This window comes from Pontibacter russatus, from assembly GCF_009931655.1.
GTDB classification, from domain to species: domain Bacteria; phylum Bacteroidota; class Bacteroidia; order Cytophagales; family Hymenobacteraceae; genus Pontibacter; species Pontibacter russatus.
On sequence record NZ_CP047984.1, the window covers coordinates 262,690 to 282,623 of the forward strand.

The window sequence follows — 19,934 nt, forward strand, 5'->3', positions numbered from 1 at the left end:
TTTAAACAATCATTTTCTCTATGGGAATCACCAGGATGCCCTGTGCCCCGGCGTCTTTGATTTTTTCGATGATCTCCCAGAAGTCATCCTCGTTCACAACCGAGTGGAGCGAACTCCAGCCTTCTTCGGCCAATGGAAGAATGGTGGGAGATTTGATACCTGGGAGCAGATCCTTAATCTCCTGCAGACTTTCGTGCGGGGCGTTCAGCACGATATACTTGGCCTTCTGCGCGCGCTGCACCGCATGAATCCTGAAAAGCAACTTATCCAGCACCCTACGCTTCTCCTCGTCCAGGCTGTCGTTGGCTATCAGGACCGCCTCGGATTTAAAGACCCGCTCCACCTCTTTCAGGCCGTTGCTGATCAGGGTGCTGCCGGAGCTTACGATGTCGCAGATGGCTTCTGCCAGCCCGATGCTCGGGGCAATCTCCACGGAGCCGCTGATGGTGTGGATGTGCGCCTGCACGCCCTGCTCGTGCAGGTAAGCCTGCAACAGGTTCGGGTAAGAGGTGGCGATGTTCTTTCCGTTCAGGTCGTGTATCGATTTATAGTTATCGCTTTTGGGAACGGCAAGCGACAGGCGGCACTTGGAGAAGCCCAGCTTTTCCACGGTCAGGGCCTGCTTCCCCTCCTCCACCAGCACGTTCTCGCCCACTATCCCGATATCCGCCACGCCGTCGGCCACGTAGCCTGGAATGTCGTCGTCGCGGAGGTAGAGGATCTCGAGCGGGAAGTTCGTTGACTCTGTTTTGAGCTTGAGGGAGCTTGTGATAAATGAAATGCCGCATTCACGGATCAGTTTCAGCGAGTCTTCGCTCAACCTGCCGGACTTCTGGATGGCCAATCGTAGCATATGGGGCTATGGTTATATATAATCTGGTTAAAAAAGGACTGCTGCCTTTGCTGCCGGCAAAGTACACAAAATGGGTCAGTACCCGAAGGGGCGGTATGATTTTGTTATTCCTCTTACGAGGAATGGTGGTTGCGATGGAGATGCACGGGCACAGCCTCGGCAACCGAAAAGGCCGGAGAGGAAAGGAGGCTATATATAGAAGTTGTGCTCATGTGCGATGCCGCAAAGTAAAGTTGTTTTGGGTATATATGAAAGCAAACGACACAAAAAAAAGCAGCGGCACGGACTCTACACGTCCGGGCCGCTGCCTTACCCGCTCTTATTTTGAGGCTGATACCAATTCTAAGAGCCTCTTAAAGATAAACCGACACACAATCATGTTAATAAATTTATGTATAGCGTTAGCTGTGTTCCCAAAGCAGCTGCATCCCTAAAATACCCCCTTATACCCCCTGCTGCTAAAAAAGTTGTAGACGCACTGCCTGGTATCTTCCTGGCAGCTACAGCGCAAATGGCAATTTTCAAGTTTCATCATTAGAAATTGCCCCGACACTGCCGTTGCGATATAGACAGAAACCATACTATCATGATATCTGAAGTCTGCTCCAAGCAGGTTGCTCATTAAGGCCTTCTTTATGTTGGGGAGCTTTGCGTATGTCACGTTTCCTGAAGTTCATAATGATAGGAAGCTCGTATTCATAATCAGCCTTTTTCAAACAGCAAGCGCCGGCTCCCTCACGGGCACCGGCGCTTGCTGTTTGAAAAAGGCTTACCTCCAGATACTACCTCTTCAGCACCATCTTGATGGTCTGAACACCAGAAGCGGTGATGAGGCGGGCAAAGTAAACTCCTTGCGGAAGATTATGGCCTTCGAAGTCGTACGCATAGACCTTTCCGGCTTCCGTCACGCCCATGTCCACTTTCTGCACCAAGGCACCTTTCACCTCGTACACCTCCAGTGCAAAGCTCTCCTCCTTCTCTGTCGAGAAAGTGATCGTTGTTCTGTAGTTGAACGGGTTCGGGTAGTTGGAAAATTTAGTAGTTTCAGACAAAGCAGGTACTTCAACTGCTGTTACAGATTTAGAAGAAGTAGACTTGATATTAGGGTTATGGATAACGATAGAACCACTACCTATTGCTGTAGTAGCATCAGCATTTTCTACAATCCCAAGTTCGTTATCATACACAACTGCTTTTGGAGAGCCAGCACCTACTATTCTAATCCTGAATCTATCGATACCATCTCCACCATTTAAATTTCCATCAATCACAGATACCATAAATTCATACTTTCCTTCTCCATTCACTGTACCTTCTCCACGATAAGTTGCTTTACGTCCTGCAACTACTAAGCTCATAGCAGTATGGTTTGTACTTTTGAAGTGGAAATCTCCATCTCGGAACTGGAAATTAGTACTTCCATCTACCTCAGTAACATCATTCTTTCCACTCTTATACTTAGCATTGAATCCAAATGTAGCCCTGCCCTCCGCAAGAGGCTTGCTTGGCATACTACCAGGATTAGAGTAAATCCAGCCTCCACCAGTTACAAAGCCCCCGTTCGGATCGTAGATTACGATGAAACCATCATATAAAACTTCGGCCGTAGCTCCGCATGCATCGGAAACAACTAATTTAACATTGTAGACGCCTGGAGCCAGATTGAATGAGCCAGATACTGTACCATTAGAAACCACCCCTTGCTGCGGGTTGCCGTAGATTTCCCCATCCGTGCTGAAAGTGAAAGTTGCTAATACCAGATTATTGTCTGTATAATTTGCAGATAGCGTTGCGGCAGTACCAATCTGCACAGGATGTGCAGGACCTGTAATCGGAGATAGAGTTGGATTTGCATTTTCTACAGTAACCGTGAAGCTCGCTGTGGCCGGGTTGCCGGCTTCGTCTTCCGTTTCATAAGTCACGGTGGTGGTGCCAACTGGGAACTCAGCGCCGGAAGCAAGACCAGCACTCAACTTAGGAGTAACGGTGGAGCAGTTATCTGAAGCAGAAACTGCGTATGTAACCACCGCAGTGCATTTACCTGCATCGTTTTTCACGGTAATGTTTGCAGGAACGGTAACAACAGGAGCTTCATCGTCTGTTACTGTTACCAACAGTTCGTCAGATGACGAGTTGCCAGCCACATCAGTGCCCGTATATGTGATGGTTGTTACTCCCTGATTGAAAGTATAACTTCCTACTTGACCTGTACCACTATTTGTAGTAGCGCCTGTCATTACCCAACTTAATTGGCCAACAGCACAGTTATCTGTGAATTCAGCATCAGGGATAGAAACTTCTGCAGTGCAAGTACCTGTGTTAGTGCCAGATGTCTGGTTTTCGGCTGCTGCCAGCACTGGGGCGGTCTCGTCCACGACCGTCACGGTCTGCGTGGCTGTCACTGTGTTGCCGGCTGCGTCTACTGCTGTGTAAGTTACAGTTGTTTCGCCCAGCTCGAAGGTCTCGGGAGCATCGTTGGTCACTTCAACATTGGCTGTGCAGTTGTCAGTGGCTGTGGCATCGCCAAGGTCCACGCCGGTGGCCTGGCACTGCGCATTGGCCGCTACCTGAACTGCCGCTGGCGCTGCCAGCACTGGGGCGGTCTCGTCCACGACCGTCACGGTCTGCGTGGCTGTCACTGTGTTGCCGGCTGCGTCTACTGCTGTGTAAGTTACAGTTGTTTCGCCCAGCTCGAAGGTCTCGGGAGCATCGTTGGTCACTTCAACATTGGCTGTGCAGTTGTCAGTGGCTGTGGCATCGCCAAGGTCCACGCCGGTGGCCTGGCACTGCGCATTGGCCGCTACCTGAACTGCCGCTGGCGCTGCCAGCACTGGGGCGGTCTCGTCCACGACCGTCACGGTCTGCGTGGCTGTCACTGTGTTGCCGGCTGCGTCTACTGCTGTGTAAGTTACAGTTGTTTCGCCCAGCTCGAAGGTCTCGGGAGCATCGTTGGTCACTTCAACATTGGCTGTGCAGTTGTCAGTGGCTGTGGCATCGCCAAGGTCCACGCCGGTGGCCTGGCACTGCGCATTGGCCGCTACCTGAACTGCCGCTGGCGCTGCCAGCACTGGGGCGGTCTCGTCCACGACCGTCACGGTCTGCGTGGCTGTCACTGTGTTGCCGGCTGCGTCTACTGCTGTGTAAGTTACAGTTGTTTCGCCCAGCTCGAAGGTCTCGGGAGCATCGTTGGTCACTTCAACATTGGCTGTGCAGTTGTCAGTGGCTGTGGCATCGCCAAGGTCCACGCCGGTGGCCTGGCACTGCGCATTGGCCGCTACCTGAACTGCCGCTGGCGCTGCCAGCACTGGGGCGGTCTCGTCCACGACCGTCACGGTCTGCGTGGCTGTCACTGTGTTGCCGGCTGCGTCTACTGCTGTGTAAGTTACAGTTGTTTCGCCCAGCTCGAAGGTCTCGGGAGCATCGTTGGTCACTTCAACATTGGCTGTGCAGTTGTCAGTGGCTGTGGCATCGCCAAGGTCCACGCCGGTGGCCTGGCACTGCGCATTGGCCGCTACCTGAACTGCCGCTGGCGCTGCCAGCACTGGGGCGGTCTCGTCCACGACCGTCACGGTCTGCGTGGCTGTCACTGTGTTGCCGGCTGCGTCTACTGCTGTGTAAGTTACAGTTGTTTCGCCCAGCTCGAAGGTCTCGGGAGCATCGTTGGTCACTTCAACATTGGCTGTGCAGTTGTCAGTGGCTGTGGCATCGCCAAGGTCCACGCCGGTGGCCTGGCACTGCGCATTGGCCGCTACCTGAACTGCCGCTGGCGCTGCCAGCACTGGGGCGGTCTCGTCCACGACCGTCACGGTCTGCGTGGCTGTCACTGTGTTGCCGGCTGCGTCTACTGCTGTGTAAGTTACAGTTGTTTCGCCCAGCTCGAAGGTCTCGGGAGCATCGTTGGTCACTTCAACATTGGCTGTGCAGTTGTCAGTGGCTGTGGCATCGCCAAGGTCCACGCCGGTGGCCTGGCACTGCGCATTGGCCGCTACCTGAACTGCCGCTGGCGCTGCCAGCACTGGGGCGGTCTCGTCCACGACCGTCACGGTCTGCGTGGCTGTCACTGTGTTGCCGGCTGCGTCTACTGCTGTGTAAGTTACAGTTGTTTCGCCCAGCTCGAAGGTCTCGGGAGCATCGTTGGTCACTTCAACATTGGCTGTGCAGTTGTCAGTGGCTGTGGCATCGCCAAGGTCCACGCCGGTGGCCTGGCACTGCGCATTGGCCGCTACCTGAACTGCCGCTGGCGCTGCCAGCACTGGGGCGGTCTCGTCCACGACCGTCACGGTCTGCGTGGCTGTCACTGTGTTGCCGGCTGCGTCTACTGCTGTGTAAGTTACAGTTGTTTCGCCCAGCTCGAAGGTCTCGGGAGCATCGTTGGTCACTTCAACATTGGCTGTGCAGTTGTCAGTGGCTGTGGCATCGCCAAGGTCCACGCCGGTGGCCTGGCACTGCGCATTGGCCGCTACCTGAACTGCCGCTGGCGCTGCCAGCACTGGGGCGGTCTCGTCCACGACCGTCACGGTCTGCGTGGCTGTCACTGTGTTGCCGGCTGCGTCTACTGCTGTGTAAGTTACAGTTGTTTCGCCCAGCTCGAAGGTCTCGGGAGCATCGTTGGTCACTTCAACATTGGCTGTGCAGTTGTCAGTGGCTGTGGCATCGCCAAGGTCCACGCCGGTGGCCTGGCACTGCGCATTGGCCGCTACCTGAACTGCCGCTGGCGCTGCCAGCACTGGGGCGGTCTCGTCCACGACCGTCACGGTCTGCGTGGCTGTCACTGTGTTGCCGGCTGCGTCTACTGCTGTGTAAGTTACAGTTGTTTCGCCCAGCTCGAAGGTCTCGGGAGCATCGTTGGTCACTTCAACATTGGCTGTGCAGTTGTCAGTGGCTGTGGCATCGCCAAGGTCCACGCCGGTGGCCTGGCACTGCGCATTGGCCGCTACCTGAACTGCCGCTGGCGCTGCCAGCACTGGGGCGGTCTCGTCCACGACCGTCACGGTCTGCGTGGCTGTCACTGTGTTGCCGGCTGCGTCTACTGCTGTGTAAGTTACAGTTGTTTCGCCCAGCTCGAAGGTCTCGGGAGCATCGTTGGTCACTTCAACATTGGCTGTGCAGTTGTCAGTGGCTGTGGCATCGCCAAGGTCCACGCCGGTGGCCTGGCACTGCGCATTGGCCGCTACCTGAACTGCCGCTGGCGCTGCCAGCACTGGGGCGGTCTCGTCCACGACCGTCACGGTCTGCGTGGCTGTCACTGTGTTGCCGGCTGCGTCTACTGCTGTGTAAGTTACAGTTGTTTCGCCCAGCTCGAAGGTCTCGGGAGCATCGTTGGTCACTTCAACATTGGCTGTGCAGTTGTCAGTGGCTGTGGCATCGCCAAGGTCCACGCCGGTGGCCTGGCACTGCGCATTGGCCGCTACCTGAACTGCCGCTGGCGCTGCCAGCACTGGGGCGGTCTCGTCCACGACCGTCACGGTCTGCGTGGCTGTCACTGTGTTGCCGGCTGCGTCTACTGCTGTGTAAGTTACAGTTGTTTCGCCCAGCTCGAAGGTCTCGGGAGCATCGTTGGTCACTTCAACATTGGCTGTGCAGTTGTCAGTGGCTGTGGCATCGCCAAGGTCCACGCCGGTGGCCTGGCACTGCGCATTGGCCGCTACCTGAACTGCCGCTGGCGCTGCCAGCACTGGGGCGGTCTCGTCCACGACCGTCACGGTCTGCGTGGCTGTCACTGTGTTGCCGGCTGCGTCTACTGCTGTGTAAGTTACAGTTGTTTCGCCCAGCTCGAAGGTCTCGGGAGCATCGTTGGTCACTTCAACATTGGCTGTGCAGTTGTCAGTGGCTGTGGCATCGCCAAGGTCCACGCCGGTGGCCTGGCACTGCGCATTGGCCGCTACCTGAACTGCCGCTGGCGCTGCCAGCACTGGGGCGGTCTCGTCCACGACCGTCACGGTAAAGTTACAAGTTGTCGAACCACATGAATTTGTTGCTGTAACAGTAACATTTGTAGTTCCTATATTGAATGTAGAACCACTGCCTGTTCCACTGCCACTGCCATTGGTGTCACCGCTAAATGCATAAGTGTATGTTGGTGCCGGAGTACCGGAAGCTGTTGCATCATAATTTACCATAGCAGAACAAGCTCCAGAAGCAGTAGGCGTAGTAATATTATCAGGGCAGGAAGTAAATGATGGAGCTTCGATCAAAGTCAAAGTTCCTGTACCTGTCCCTTGATCTTGCCCTGCAGCAGCTGTTACTGTAAAAGTATAGTTGCCAGGAGTTGCTGTTGAAGGAATAGTAAGTGTTAATGTAGAGGAAGGAATCGCAGTTCCACCACCTGAATTTACTGTAGTAGGCGAGAAAGATCCTGTAACTCCTGTTGGCAAGCCCGAAACTGAATATGTCACATTTACAGTTCCGTTTTGAAGTCGGGACGCCTGCACAGTATAAGATATTGTTATAGTACCGCTTTCCGGTATACAGGCAGTCTGAGTGATAGGAGTAACAGTTACAGGTCCAACTCTCTGTGCGTCAGTAAAAATATGTGTAGATGTATAACCACTCTGTTTACCGACGGCAACAACCGTGAATTTCACACCTAAATGCCGCCATTCAATTGGATAATCAATTCGCCAGATACCGTTTGAATCAACGCTTACATCATATTTATGAAAGTCAGGATAATCTGGTTCTTCTTTTAATTCTACATGGACACTTTGATCCTGTGTCCAACCATAGCCAGTGATATGAGCAGTATCGCCAGGGTAGTAATCTTCCTTATCAGATGAGACAGTTGGTGCGTAAATGTCAAGTGCATTGGCACCTACAAAAGAAAGAGCGGCTAATATTGCAACCAGGTAGAGCACCCGCCATTTCGCCGTACGTTTTAGTAAAAGTTTTACATTCATGTGTAAGTTGAGGTTAAATAGTTGAGAAGAAGTGTAGAATAAAGCAGTACAATCGAACGCAGCAATAGCCTTACCATGGCAAAATGCTGCTGCATCAGGCGAGGATGTAGCTGTCCTTAGCGCTTCCTGGAAGCAATGGGGACTACTTTAGGTGTTTCTAAGAAAAAAGTGGAGGTATTTTAAGAATTATTTGACTGCTACCCTTAAGCCAACTTTATTGCTGGTTTAATAGTTCAAATTTACGTTCTTATTATACAATTAAACAAGCTTTATGTTGCAATTATTTCAAAATAAATTTATATAGTCATATATAGAAATCGCACAAGAATAAAAAATTAGTAAATAAATGTATATATGGCTGTACATCAAATGACTAAACACTGATTGGTACTTTCGTTTTACCTGATTAAAGTAAGGAACTGTGCCGCAACTGGAATTGCTTTTTTGCTACCTTTGCTGCCTCTGCCATATATATAGCCACTCTGGCATAGTTTTTTCTTTTATATGACTTGAGCAAAAGCGCTTAAAATTCTTTTACACTATGAAAATATACTTGTCTCTCCTTCTGTTGTTTCTCTTTTTGGGAGTGTCTGCCGCCACTGCACAGGTGATCTTGCCGCAGGCCAGCCCGGCAGCTATGGTGAAGCAAACCATCGGCTTAACGGATATCACAGTTAATTACCACGCCCCGGGCGTGAAAGGGAGAAAGGTTTTCGGAGACCTGGTCCCTTACGGTTCGCTTTGGCGGGCGGGTGCCAACGAGGCAACGCTCATCACTTTTACTGATGAATTGTTTCTGAACCATGAGCGGGTACCCGCCGGGACCTACTCCTTCTTCATTTTTCCGCAGAGCGACACGCTGTGGCAGGTAGTGCTGAACAAGGACACGGGCCTGTGGGGACTGGAAGGATATAACGAGTTGGACGACGTGGCATACCTGGAGGTAAGGCCAGTGAAAAACGAATTCAACGAGACGATGCAGTTCTCTTTCTCCGACATCGGCGCCAACAGCGGCAAACTTAATCTGGTATGGGAAAACATGAAGGTGAGCCTCGATATTGAAACGGAAGTAGAGAAGAAAGCGCTCGCCAACATCAACGAAGCACTCGCCAAGGCAGCCCCGGACGACTGGTATATATGGGCGCAGTGCGCGGAGTATATGCTCCCCCGAAAGGAGTACCACCAGAAGGCGCTGGAGTGGATCAACAAGTCTATCGCCATCAAAGACAATTTCTTCAACAACTGGATCAAAGCCAAGCTATATGCCTCCAACAATGAGTATGAGGTGGCATCTAACCTTTCGGCCAAGGCCATCAAGTTAGGCTCTACCGAGCCGGAAAGCTACCAGGAGTATGCCAGCCAGATTGAGACAGCCTATAACGACTGGAAAAAGCGCAGGTAATTATCGAAAGTTTATGTAAAGCAGCGGCGGGAGTTATATTCTAAATATAGCTCCCGCCGCTGCTTTACATAATATATATAGAATCAGAACTTCGCCACGAACCGGAGGTTGAGGCGGCGGCCAGTCAGGAAGTTTGGCACAGCATAGGTCAGGCCGTTCACATCGTTCACGTAGGTATAGGATATCCTGTTCTTCGCGTCGATCAGGTTCAGCACCTCCAGCCCAATCCATAGGCTCTCCAACGATGCTTTCTTCCGCTCCACCAGGTCGCTCTCCAGAACAATCAGCTTCGAGAATCCCAGGTCCACCCGTTTGTAGGATTTCCCGTCGAAAGCGTTCCGGTACTCTGGCCGGCGGGGCGGGCCGAAGGGAAGGCCGCTGCCGTACACGAGGTTGAGGGACATCCGGATGGTGGGATTGTCGGGCAGGTGGTCCTGAAAAAACACCCCCACGTTCACCAGTTGGTCTGTTGGCCTGCGGATATAGCCCTGCTCCTGCCTGCCTGTCACTTCGCCCTGTGCGTTATATATAAATGAGGAATCCCCTTGCACATCTTCTTTTGTTGTCAGCAGCCCCAGGCTCAGCCACGACTCCGCGCCCGGTATAAACTCGCCGTTCACGCGCACATCCAGCCCGGCCGCGTAGGCCTTTGCGTTGTTTCTGGCATAGTAACGCAGGCGCACGTTGTCGATGTCATACGGAATTACGTTAGTCATCGATTTGTAATACGCCTCCGTCGTCAGCTTAAAGTCACGCCCCCAGGCCTTGAACAGGTAGTCGCTCCCAACGATGGCATGCACCGCGCGCTGCGCCTTCAGTAGTGGGTTAAGCTCGCCCTCAAAGTTACGTAGTTCCCGGTAAAAAGGCGGCTGGTAATACAGGCCCAGCGCCGCTTTGAAGGAGAGGTCCGGGTTGTGGCGGGAGATAAACGCATACTGCACACGCGGCGAGATGTTCAGCTCCTGGTTATAATCCCAGTAGGTGGCCCGAAGGCCGTAAGTGATGGTCTTGAGCGAGTCAAGCTCGAATGTGTGCTGCACAAAGCCGCTGTAGCGCATCGTGTTCAGGCCGAGCTGCGAGCGCAGGAAATAGTTTTGGAAGACATAATCAGCCGAATCCACAAAACCGTACTCCGACAGCTCATCCGAAATGTTCTCGGAGGTTGCCTTAGCACCGAACTGCAGGTTGCTGCCCTGGCCCATGCGCCAGCTGTTCCGGATCTCGGCAGTGCCGATGCGCGCCAGCAGTGTGTTGCGGGCATGGTCGTACTGCGTGCCGAAGCCCAGTTCCTGCTGGCACTCACCAATGTTGTTGCCCGAGGTGCTCACGTCGCAGAGCCGGTAATAGGCCTCCACCTCCCGGAACTCGCGCTCCCAGGAATGCACTGCCGAAAGAATTACCTCGGTGGTATAATCATCCGTAAACCGGTGCGTCAAATTAAGGCCAGCCTGGTAGGTGGTGTATTCCATCAGTTCCTGCCCCTCAAAGCCCACCGCCAGCCGCAACGGCGACTGGCGTGTGCCGAAAGTGGTGACCTGCGTCTCCGGCTCCACAGAATAGTTGTTGCGGGCGTAGCTGCCCAGTATGCCCAGTGTGGTACGACCAGAAGGCACAGTGTCCTTGGCAAGATCAAGATGTATATAGGCTTGCGCGTCCGTGAAGACCGGATTATATCTGCCATCCACGGGAAGGCCCTGCAGCAGGTAACGGCTATTTTTGTGGCGCGCGCCGAGCAGGTAAGACACCTTTCTGTTTTTGGAGGCCGACTCCAGGTGCAGGGTGCCGCCGGTTAAGCCGCCGCTCACAGAGGCGGCAAAATCCTTCGGCTGCTTGTACTGGATGTTGAGGACCGAGGAGAGTTTATCGCCGTATTTGGGCTGCCAGCCGCCTGAGGAGAAGGAGATATCCGCCACCAGGTCGGGATTTACGAAGCTGAGTCCCTCCTGCTGCCCGGCCGTGATCAGGAAGGGCCTGTAAATTTCGATGTTGTTGACGTAAACGAGGTTCTCGTCGTAGTTGCCGCCCCGCACAGCATAGGTGCTGGACAGCTCGTTGTTGCTGGTAACACCTGGCAGCGTCACGAGCACCTTGTTAAAATCGCCGAAAGCGGAAGGTAGGCTTTTAATGTCGCGCGGGTCCAGCTTCGTGACGCTGACCTGCTCACGGGTATCCTGATGGTTTTTCCCGCGCACATCCAGCGTGCCCAGTTGTTGGGAATCCGGCTGCAAAATCAACTCTACATGCAGCGTCCCGCCGGGTTGCGGCTGTACGGTTCGCTCCAGTTCCTGATAGCCCAGGTATCTTACCAGCAGCACGAGTTCCTGCTGTGCCGCCACCCGCAGTTCAAAAACGCCCTCCGGGCCTGTCTGTGTTGCCAGCGTCGTCCCCTTCACCGCGACCGTCGCGAGTTCCAGGGGCTGCCGCGCCGGGTTCAGGACCTTGCCAGTGATGCGTGCCTGCTGCGCTGAAACGGCCAGGGGTAAAAGCAGCACAAACCACACCGGCAAAAATCTCAGCATCAGGGAAAGCTATATAGAAGATGATTTGAGCGCCGCAATAGTGTGCAGCGGATCGGCGGAAGTGAACACGAAACTGCCGGCCACCAGCACATCGGCCCCTTTCTCCAGCAGCAGCGGAGCGTTCTCCAGGTTCACTCCCCCGTCAATTTCGATCAGGGCATGCGAGTTGCGGGCGATGATGAGATTTTTGAGCGCCTCAATCTTGCGGTAGGTGTTATGGATAAACTTCTGGCCGCCAAAACCGGGGTTCACCGACATCAGGAGCACCATATCTACATCAGCGATGATATCCTCCAGCAGTTGCACCGGAGTATGCGGGTTCAGCGCCACGCCCGCTTTGGCGCCGGTGTCCTTGATCTGCTGCACCGTGCGATGCAGGTGGATGCAGGCCTCCAGATGCACCGTGATGGTGTCCGCGCCTGCCGTCCTGAACCGCTCTATATATAGCTCCGGCTCCTGAATCATCAGGTGTACGTCCAAAGGCTTCTGCGCGTGGCGCTGAATGGCCTCCACCACCGGAAACCCGAAAGAGATATTGGGCACGAAACGGCCGTCCATAATGTCGATGTGCAGCCAGTCGGCCTGGCTCTTGTTAAGCATCTCTACCTCTGCCTGCAGGTTGGCAAAATCGGAGGCTAGCACTGAAGGAGCAATAAGTGGAATCATACCTGCAAAGGTAGTTTTTTAATTAAATTAAGGAAGAAAATCAGCCGTGGAAAATGGTATACCGAATGTTACAGCTTCACAAAGCGGAGCGTGACCACCCGGCTGCCCGAACGGAGGCGGCACAGGTAAACACCTGTTTTCAACCGGAAGGGATCCAATTGCAGCACCTGCTCTCTGGCAGCCGCGCCAATGGCTTGGTTATATAGTGTTTTGCCGGTCATGTCCAGCACCTGCACCTGTACAGCTTGGCTCCACCAGTCCGGCCCTAATGCCAGTATAATGTCCTGCTCCTGCACCGGATTGGTGATATAGGCCGTGCTCTTCAGCGGCAGTTGCGGCAGGGCCGTCAATGTCCTGCTATAAGTCGGGATGCCGTAGCCAACGGCGCTGTCCGGCGAGGCGGCATTGCTCCCGCTCTGGCGCAGCAGTTGGATCACCTGCATGTTTTTTCTGCTGCGGTTGGCCTGCCACAGGCAGGTCGCGAAGCCCGTCATGATGGGCCCCGCGAAAGAGGTACCGTTAGATCTGACGACATTCCCGCTGGTGGACAGCACGTAGGCATTCCGCCCCAGCGCCACCACATCCGGCTTTACCTGCCCGTCCGCGGTCGGGCCGAAGGAACTGAAGCCTGCCTTCACACCCAGCGAATCCACGGCGCCAACGGCAAGCACCGAGTCGGCATCGGCGGGAGCGCCTATATAGTGCCACTCCTTGCCGCCGTCGTTCCCGGCGCTCACCACTACCAGCATACCCGTGGCTGCGGCCATGTCGGCTGCCCGCGACACAAGGGTGGTGTTGCCGTCAAGGTCGTTGTAAGTGTAACTGGTGGAGGGGCTGTCGAAGGAGGTATAGCCCAGGGAGGAGTTAATGACGTCGGCCCCGGCGCTGTCGGCGTACTCGGCGGCCAGCAGCCAGTTAATTTCCTCGATGTTGTGCTCTGAGGCTGCATTTTCGGTGCGCAGCAGCAGGTAGTTGGCGGCATAAGCCGTGCCGATCATTTTGCCGGGAGCATAGGCCGCCATGGTGGAGAGTACGGCCGTGCCATGCGCATCGGCACCGAAGGCCTCCGGCTGCTTCTGCACAAAATCAAACGTGCCTTTTATCCTGTCGTTCTGGAAAAGGTGGGAAAAGGCATCGAGGGTATTTACCTCCGGAAAGCCCGCATCAAACACCGCGATGGTCATGCCTTCGCCGGTAAAACCTTCCGCATGCAGGGCCGTTGCCCCCAGCATATGTGCCTGATGAAAAGCCAGTCCGTAATCTTTATCCTCCAGTGCCGCCTTAAGAGGCGCCGTAAACGGCAGCGTCTCCATCTCCTGCTTCGACTGAACGCTTCGATCCGGTGCAGGCACCGCTACTCTGTTCAGGTTGCGTGCATTTTTTACAAAGGGCAAGGCCTCTATTTTCTGGAGTTTATCGGCCGGGCACTGCACCACCGCCGCATTGAACCAGCGGGAGGTATACCACACCTGCACACCCAGTCGTTTGAGATTGGCTATATATGTAGGGTTTACCGGAAGGTCGCGGACAGTGAGCGGGATGTGCTGCCGCTGCCTGCGCTCCAAAGCTTTGGCCGACAGAAAGGCTTCCGGCTCGTTTAGCGAAAAAGTCGAACCGGACTTGTCGGTAAAGTAAATCAAATGCTTCTGCTGCGCTTCTGCCGTGCTGTCTGCTCCCTGCCCGTTTGTGAAAGGACTATATAGGAACAGCGCACAGATGAAGAGGAGCAGCTGTCGCATGGCTACATTTTTCCGTAGGAAATCAATTCTTCATGCCGCTCATGGCCATCCAGTTTATAATCTGCTCCGAATTCGCAGACGGAGCCGCTTGTCTGGTTGCAGTACACTACCCGGTTAAAAAGCCTGTATACCCGTCCCACGCCTTCCGCATATACCTCCTTGCGATTGTCCAGGTACACCAGGTTCTTTACAGGAGTGCCCTGGATAACGGTGGCGGTGATGGGAAACACCTGGCCGTTTACCTCATAGGGCTCCCCCACCTGGGTATAGGCATATGTCTCTTTCTCACCCTTATTGACTGCGCGTGTATTAAAGGCATCGCCTGCCCAGGTTTTACCGTTGCTTACAGGAAAAACCAATTTGACGAAGGTGGAGTTATCTTTAGTGAGCAGGAGACTGTTCTCCACTTGCCACACCACCATCACGGAGTCTTCCACCCACGCGCTATTCTCATCAGGACGCGTGGAGCGTACAACTTTGTAGCTGAGCGTGTTGGTCTGATCGTAGAACGAAGTATCTACCCGCTCCTGCAACTGGAAGTGCAGGGTATCGCCCACATTGTCTCTGAACTTGATGTCCGTGACCTCATATATGCGGTAAGCACCTATTTCCAGCGGGTAATAAGCATAGCCCATGGCCTTCGGATCGGGGTACTTCTCTTCGCAGCCGGAAACAAAGCCCGCCAGCACCACCAGGAGCAACAGCACTTTTCTCATCAGGATAACACGTCCAGTTTTATATAGTCCAGGTTGTAATTCGACTCTATCCAGCCGCCCCCACCACGTCGTCGCCTTCGTAGAACACGGCGGCCTGGCCCGGGGCAATGGCATGCACCCCCGTCAGGAAATGCACTTTCATTTTGTCGCCCTCCTGCTCAATAATGGCCTCGGTGCCGGCATCGTTGTAGCGCACCTTCGTCACCGTCGGGATGGGCTGGTCGATCAGGTTGTCGTACTTGGACATACTGAGCTTGCCCACCGTCATCGCGTTCTTCGACAATTCCTCGTAGTTGCCGAGCACCACCTGGTTCCTATCCTTCTCAATGCGTGTTACATAGGCCGGGAAACCTAAAGCGATACCTAGACCCTTGCGCTGCCCGATGGTGTAGAATGGGTAGCCTTCGTGCTTGCCCACCACCGTGCCGTCCTCCAGCACAAAATCACCTCCGGCCACTTTCTCCTCCAGGCCTTCCACGCGCCGCTTCAGGAAGCCGCGGTAGTCGTTGTCCGGGATAAAGCAGATCTCATACGATTCGGGCTTGTTCACCAGTTCGGTAAAGCCGCGGTCCATCGCCATCTGCCGTATCTCCGACTTGTGCAGTTTACCCAGCGGGAAAATAGTGCGGCTGAGGCTCTTCTGCGAGATGCCCCACAGCGCATATGACTGGTCTTTGTGCTCGTCTAGCCCCTTGGAGATGATGTAGCGGCCGTTCTCCTCGCGCACATTGGCGTAGTGCCCGGTGGCGATAAAATCGCAGCCCAGCTGGTCGGCGCGGCGGAGCAGCGCGTCCCATTTGATGTGGGTGTTGCACAGCACGCAGGGGTTTGGCGTGCGACCCGCCAGGTACTCGTCCGTGAAATGGTTGATCACAAAATCGCCGAACTCCTCGCGGATGTCAATGATATAATGCGGGAAGCCCAGTTGAACGGCAATGTTGCGGGCATCGTTGATGGAGTCGAGGCTGCAGCAGCCGGTTTCTTTCTTGCTGGCGCCGCTGGAGGCGTAGTCCCAGGTTTTCATCGTCATCCCCACCACCTCGTAGCCCTGCTCGTGCAGCAGCACGGCAGCTACCGAACTGTCGATGCCGCCGCTCATGGCCACCAATACCCTTCCTTTGTTACTCATTTTATATATAAAATGTATTTCTGCTTGATCTGTTAAATGTATGCAAATATAGCAACAACTCTACAGTTATAAAGATTCAGGAACGCAAAATTGGACGCCCCGGCGTATGCCTCCCGCTCCAAAGCCACAGGACAGAGAAAAAGGACATAAAAAATTGGCATGGTTCGGGAAATCGGATTTACTTTGAGTAACAAAACGAGTATATATACCTCTAACATATAAAGCATACAGTACCATGGGCTTACGTACCTCTGTGATAGTGAACGGCATAAACAACCTGAGCGACGCCCGTTATTGCGCCGGCATGGGTGTGGACATTATCGGATTTAACCTGAAACTGGATGATCCGGAGCGCGTGAAACCCGAGGCGCTGAAGGAAATAATCGGGTGGGTGTCGGGCGTACACATCGCTGGCGAGTACACCCGCGCCCGGCCTGAGATGATAAACGATATGGCGGAGGAATTCGGGCTCGATTATATACAGCTCGACACGCCGTACCTGATCGACGAGATTGAAGAAATCAACCGCCCTGTGATTCAGAAGATATTCATCAACAAGGACACGGTGGAGAGCGAACTGCTGGAGATGATGGAACTCTACAGCCCGGTGGTGCATGCCTTTATTGTGTACTCCGACGATTTCAGTTCGGTAGACGAGACGAACATGAAATTCTTGAAGAGCCTCGCCAAGCAGTTTAAGGTTTATATAGGCTTCGGCATCGACAAAACAAACATCACCGCCATCCTCACCAGAATCAAACCGGCCGGAATTGGTTTGCACGGCGGCCACGAGATTAAGCCGGGGCTGAAGGATTTCGACGAGCTGCAGGAAATTTTCGAGGAGATAGAGGAAGCCTAGCGCTGCCGGTGCATTGGAACGCATATACCCTATATATAAGCATATAAGCCTGACTGACAGCCGCGTCATGTTGTTTCCATAAATAAAACTAATCCATGAAAAAACGAATCCTGCTCCTGCTCTTGCCCGCATTATGCTTTGTGCCATTCTCCAAAGCCCTCAGCCAGAAAGCCCCTCTGGAAATACCGCTGTACCGCAAGCAAATCCCGAACGAAGTGAAGGGACCGGACGAAGAGGCATCCGCGACCGACGGAGGCATCATGCGCGTCAGCAAAGTCCGGAACCCGTCTCTGGCCGTATTTCTCCCTCCGAAAGAAAAGGCAACGGGCACGGCCGTGCTCATATGCCCGGGTGGCGGGTATGGCATTATCGCGATAGACCATGAGGGATATGATGTGGCGAAGGCGTTTAATGAGCAGGGCATTGCGGCCTTCGTGCTGAAGTACCGCCTCCCATCTGACAAGACCTCCTCCAAACCAGAGATAGCGCCTATTCAGGATGCACAGCAGGCCCTGCTCCTCATCCGGGAGCGGGCGAAGGAGTGGCAGGTAAACCCCGCCAAAGTGGGCGTCATGGGCTTCTCGGCAGGCGGGCACCTGGCCTCCACCGTGGGTACGCATTTTCAGAAGTCCTATATAAGCAATCCGAAGCAGACGAGCCTGCGGCCCGACTTCATGCTGCTGCTGTACCCGGTTATCAGCGGCGACAAAAAAATTACGCACCAGGGCTCTTTCGACAATCTACTGGGCAAGGACGCCACCCCGGAGGAAATCAACGAATTCTCGAATGAGCTGCAGGTGACGGCGCAGACACCGCTCACTTTCCTGGTGCACGCCTCCGACGACAAAGCGGTTCCGGTTCAGAACAGCATCCGGTTTTACGAGGCGCTGCTGCAGCACGAGGTTCCGGCGGAACTCCATATATACCAGAACGGTGGCCACGGCTTCGGCCTGAATAACAAAACTACTGCGGATGTATGGTTTGAGCGCTGCGTTAACTGGCTGCACAGTAACAAGTTTTAGGCTTTGTATATAACCTATATATAAGTTGGTTGACGGGAGAAATCAATATCCTCCCAAGTTTTAGATGCTCCTGACTGGCATATATAGAAAAGAGCCCGTGAAGGTATATATCCTCACGGGCTCTTTTCTTTAGGAGTACAGCTGTACCTTTTCAGGATTTACCTAAACCTGAACTGCAGGTACTTTATTGGAACTCCTTCTGCCATATAGCGATTTTCATACGTGGTATATATCCCCATGGTGTGCTCCTGCAACTCGGAATGGTAGAGGTCCTGGGTATATAGCAGATCCCTTATCTGTCCCGCCCGCTCCTGCAGCACCTCCAGGGTATATTCATAGAGCGCCAGGTTGTCCGTCTTGAGGTGCAGAATCCCGTCGGGCTTGAGAATTTTCCGGTACAGGTCCAGGAAGCGCGGCGAGGTGAGGCGGCGCTTGATGTCTCGGTCGCGGGGGCGCGGGTCCGGGAAAGTTATCCAGACCTCATCCACCTCCTGCGGCGCAAAGTTGTCTTCCAGTTGCTCGATAAACGTGCGCAGGAAAGCCACGTTGTCCAGTTCCTCCTCCTCCGCCAGGGTGCTTCCCTTCCAGAGGCGGGCGCCTTTTATATCACTCCCGATAAAGTTCTTCTCCGGGAAAAGCCGCGCCATGCCTACCGTGTACTCGCCCCGGCCACAACCTACCTCTAGCACCAGCGGGTTATTATTCCCGAATTGAAGTTCCCGCCACCTTCCCTTTATTTCGCCATACAGCTCGTCGCCCGGCTCAATGACATTCTCCCGCTCCCCGATGGCGGCAAATTTTGCTAATTTAGATCTTCCCATGAATTCTACAGTTCCTCAATTTCTGCGACCACAAAGGTACTGCCCCCGATGAAAATCACCTCATCCGGCGCAGCATTTGCTTTAGCCGCCGCCACGGCCTGCGACACGGTGCTATATGCCACTCCCCCCAGCCCCACGGCCTGCGCCCGCGCCAGCAGGTCCTGCACCGGCAATGCCCTCGGGATGCTGGCCTGGCAGAAATAATACCTGTACTGCTTTGGCAGCAATTTCAGGATGGCCGTGATATCCTTGTCGTTTACCGCACCGAATACCATATGCACCTGTTTCGGATGCAGGCTCTCCAGTTGCTCCAGTATCTGTTTAATACCATCTTCGTTATGGCCTGTATCACAAATGGTTAATGGCTCATGTCGCAGCACCTGCCAGCGTCCCTTCAGCCCCGTCAGCTTTTTGGTGTTGGCCAGCCCGCTTCTTAAAGCCTGATGGGTAATGTGAAAGCCTTTTTCATGCAGCAGCACCAGCGCCTGCAGCACACCGGGCAGGTTATATATCTGATATGCGCCCGCCAGGTCCAGTTCCAGGCCGGGCAAAAAGGGTTTTTCATTCCGGTATACCTGCAGCACCTGCCGCTCAAGCGTGGCTTCCGTCACCTCAAACCTGAAGTAGTCGGGCGCAAAATAGATGGGAGCCCCTGCTTCCTCTGCCTTCGCTTCAAACACCTCCTGCGCCTCCTGCTGCCGCGTGCTGATAACGGCCGGTATGCCCGTTTTGATGATACCTGCTTTTTCAGAGGCAATGGCGCTGATCGTGTTGCCCAGCAAAGCCTGGTGGTCGTAGCCGATATTGGTGATAAGGGAAAGCTCGGGCTGAACGATATTGGTGGAGTCGAGGCGGCCGCCGAGGCCTACCTCGATGACGGCTATATCTACCTGCTCCTCAGCAAAATACTGGAAAGCCAGCGCCACCGTCATCTCAAAAAAGGAAGGCTGGATGCGCTCGAAGAGCGGCTTGTGCTGCTCTACAAAGCGCACGAGGTAATCCTGCGGCAGTTCCTGCCCGTTGATGCGGATGCGCTCTGTGAAGGACTTGAGATGGGGCGAAGTATAGAGGCCGGTTCGGTAGCCGGATTCCTGCAGCACGGCCGCCAGCATATGCGAACTGCTGCCCTTTCCGTTGGTGCCCGCCACATGTATGGATTTGAACTGCTGCTGCGGCTGTCCCAGCGCCTCGCACAGGGCGATGATGTTGTCGAGACTCTTCTTAAAAGCAGCATTGCCGATGCGGTGAAACATCGGCAATTGCTCATATAGGTAATCAAGGCACTCCTGATAAGTCATAAAGTTAATGCTGA

Annotated in this window: 11 protein-coding genes and 1 pseudogene; 3 read left to right on the plus strand and 9 right to left on the minus strand. The window is 54.2% G+C overall.

Annotated features, from left to right (window positions below; genetic code table 11):
- Window position 1 precedes the first annotated feature (1 nt).
- The gene (gene hisG / locus GSQ62_RS01155; RefSeq protein ID WP_161887805.1) at window positions 2-853 is read right to left on the minus strand and encodes an ATP phosphoribosyltransferase; all 852 of its coding nucleotides are present in this window, start codon (window positions 851-853) and stop codon (window positions 2-4) included.
- A 782-nt stretch (window positions 854-1,635) separates the two neighbouring features.
- On the minus strand, window positions 1,636-6,783 hold the full coding sequence (locus GSQ62_RS01160) for an HYR domain-containing protein (RefSeq protein ID WP_161887806.1): 5,148 nt from the start codon (window positions 6,781-6,783) through the stop codon (window positions 1,636-1,638).
- A gap of 1,507 nt (window positions 6,784-8,290) precedes the next feature.
- Here GSQ62_RS01160 and GSQ62_RS01165 point away from each other — a divergent pair.
- On the plus strand, window positions 8,291-9,151 hold the full coding sequence (locus tag GSQ62_RS01165; RefSeq protein ID WP_161887807.1) for a DUF2911 domain-containing protein: 861 nt from the start codon (window positions 8,291-8,293) through the stop codon (window positions 9,149-9,151).
- Window positions 9,152-9,234: 83 nt separating this feature from the next.
- Here the strand turns inward: GSQ62_RS01165 and GSQ62_RS01170 are convergent, their stop codons facing one another.
- The 5 genes and pseudogenes from GSQ62_RS01170 to mnmA form a co-directional block, all read right to left on the minus strand.
- Window positions 9,235-11,670 carry a TonB-dependent receptor gene (locus GSQ62_RS01170; RefSeq protein WP_161887808.1) on the minus strand — a complete coding sequence of 812 codons (2,436 nt, stop codon included), beginning with the start codon at window positions 11,668-11,670 and terminating at the stop codon, window positions 9,235-9,237.
- A 9-nt stretch (window positions 11,671-11,679) separates the two neighbouring features.
- On the minus strand, window positions 11,680-12,336 hold the full coding sequence (rpe, locus tag GSQ62_RS01175) for a ribulose-phosphate 3-epimerase (RefSeq protein ID WP_161887809.1): 657 nt from the start codon (window positions 12,334-12,336) through the stop codon (window positions 11,680-11,682).
- Window positions 12,337-12,404: 68 nt separating this feature from the next.
- Window positions 12,405-14,075 carry a S8 family serine peptidase gene (locus GSQ62_RS01180; RefSeq protein WP_161887810.1) on the minus strand — a complete coding sequence of 557 codons (1,671 nt, stop codon included), beginning with the start codon at window positions 14,073-14,075 and terminating at the stop codon, window positions 12,405-12,407.
- A gap of 2 nt (window positions 14,076-14,077) precedes the next feature.
- Complete coding sequence (locus GSQ62_RS01185; protein WP_161887811.1) at window positions 14,078-14,791, minus strand: hypothetical protein; 714 nt, start codon at window positions 14,789-14,791, stop codon at window positions 14,078-14,080.
- Window positions 14,791-15,920 (minus strand): annotated as a pseudogene (gene mnmA, locus GSQ62_RS01190) (tRNA 2-thiouridine(34) synthase MnmA). The gene GSQ62_RS01185 and the pseudogene mnmA overlap by 1 nt, the downstream one beginning before the upstream one ends.
- A gap of 235 nt (window positions 15,921-16,155) precedes the next feature.
- Here mnmA and trpF point away from each other — a divergent pair.
- Window positions 16,156-16,779 carry a phosphoribosylanthranilate isomerase gene (trpF, locus tag GSQ62_RS01195; RefSeq protein ID WP_161887813.1) on the plus strand — a complete coding sequence of 208 codons (624 nt, stop codon included), beginning with the start codon at window positions 16,156-16,158 and terminating at the stop codon, window positions 16,777-16,779.
- 95 nt (window positions 16,780-16,874) lie between these two features.
- Window positions 16,875-17,801 (plus strand): alpha/beta hydrolase, encoded by a 927-nt coding sequence (locus GSQ62_RS01200; RefSeq protein WP_161887814.1) that lies wholly within the window; start codon window positions 16,875-16,877, stop codon window positions 17,799-17,801.
- A gap of 158 nt (window positions 17,802-17,959) precedes the next feature.
- Here GSQ62_RS01200 and trmB read toward each other — a convergent pair whose 3' ends face one another.
- Window positions 17,960-18,622, minus strand: a complete 663-nt coding sequence (trmB, locus tag GSQ62_RS01205; RefSeq protein WP_161887815.1) for a tRNA (guanosine(46)-N7)-methyltransferase TrmB — start codon at window positions 18,620-18,622, stop codon at window positions 17,960-17,962.
- 5 nt (window positions 18,623-18,627) lie between these two features.
- Window positions 18,628-19,920, minus strand: a complete 1,293-nt coding sequence (locus tag GSQ62_RS01210) for a bifunctional folylpolyglutamate synthase/dihydrofolate synthase (RefSeq protein WP_161887816.1) — start codon at window positions 19,918-19,920, stop codon at window positions 18,628-18,630.
- Window positions 19,921-19,934 lie beyond the last annotated feature (14 nt).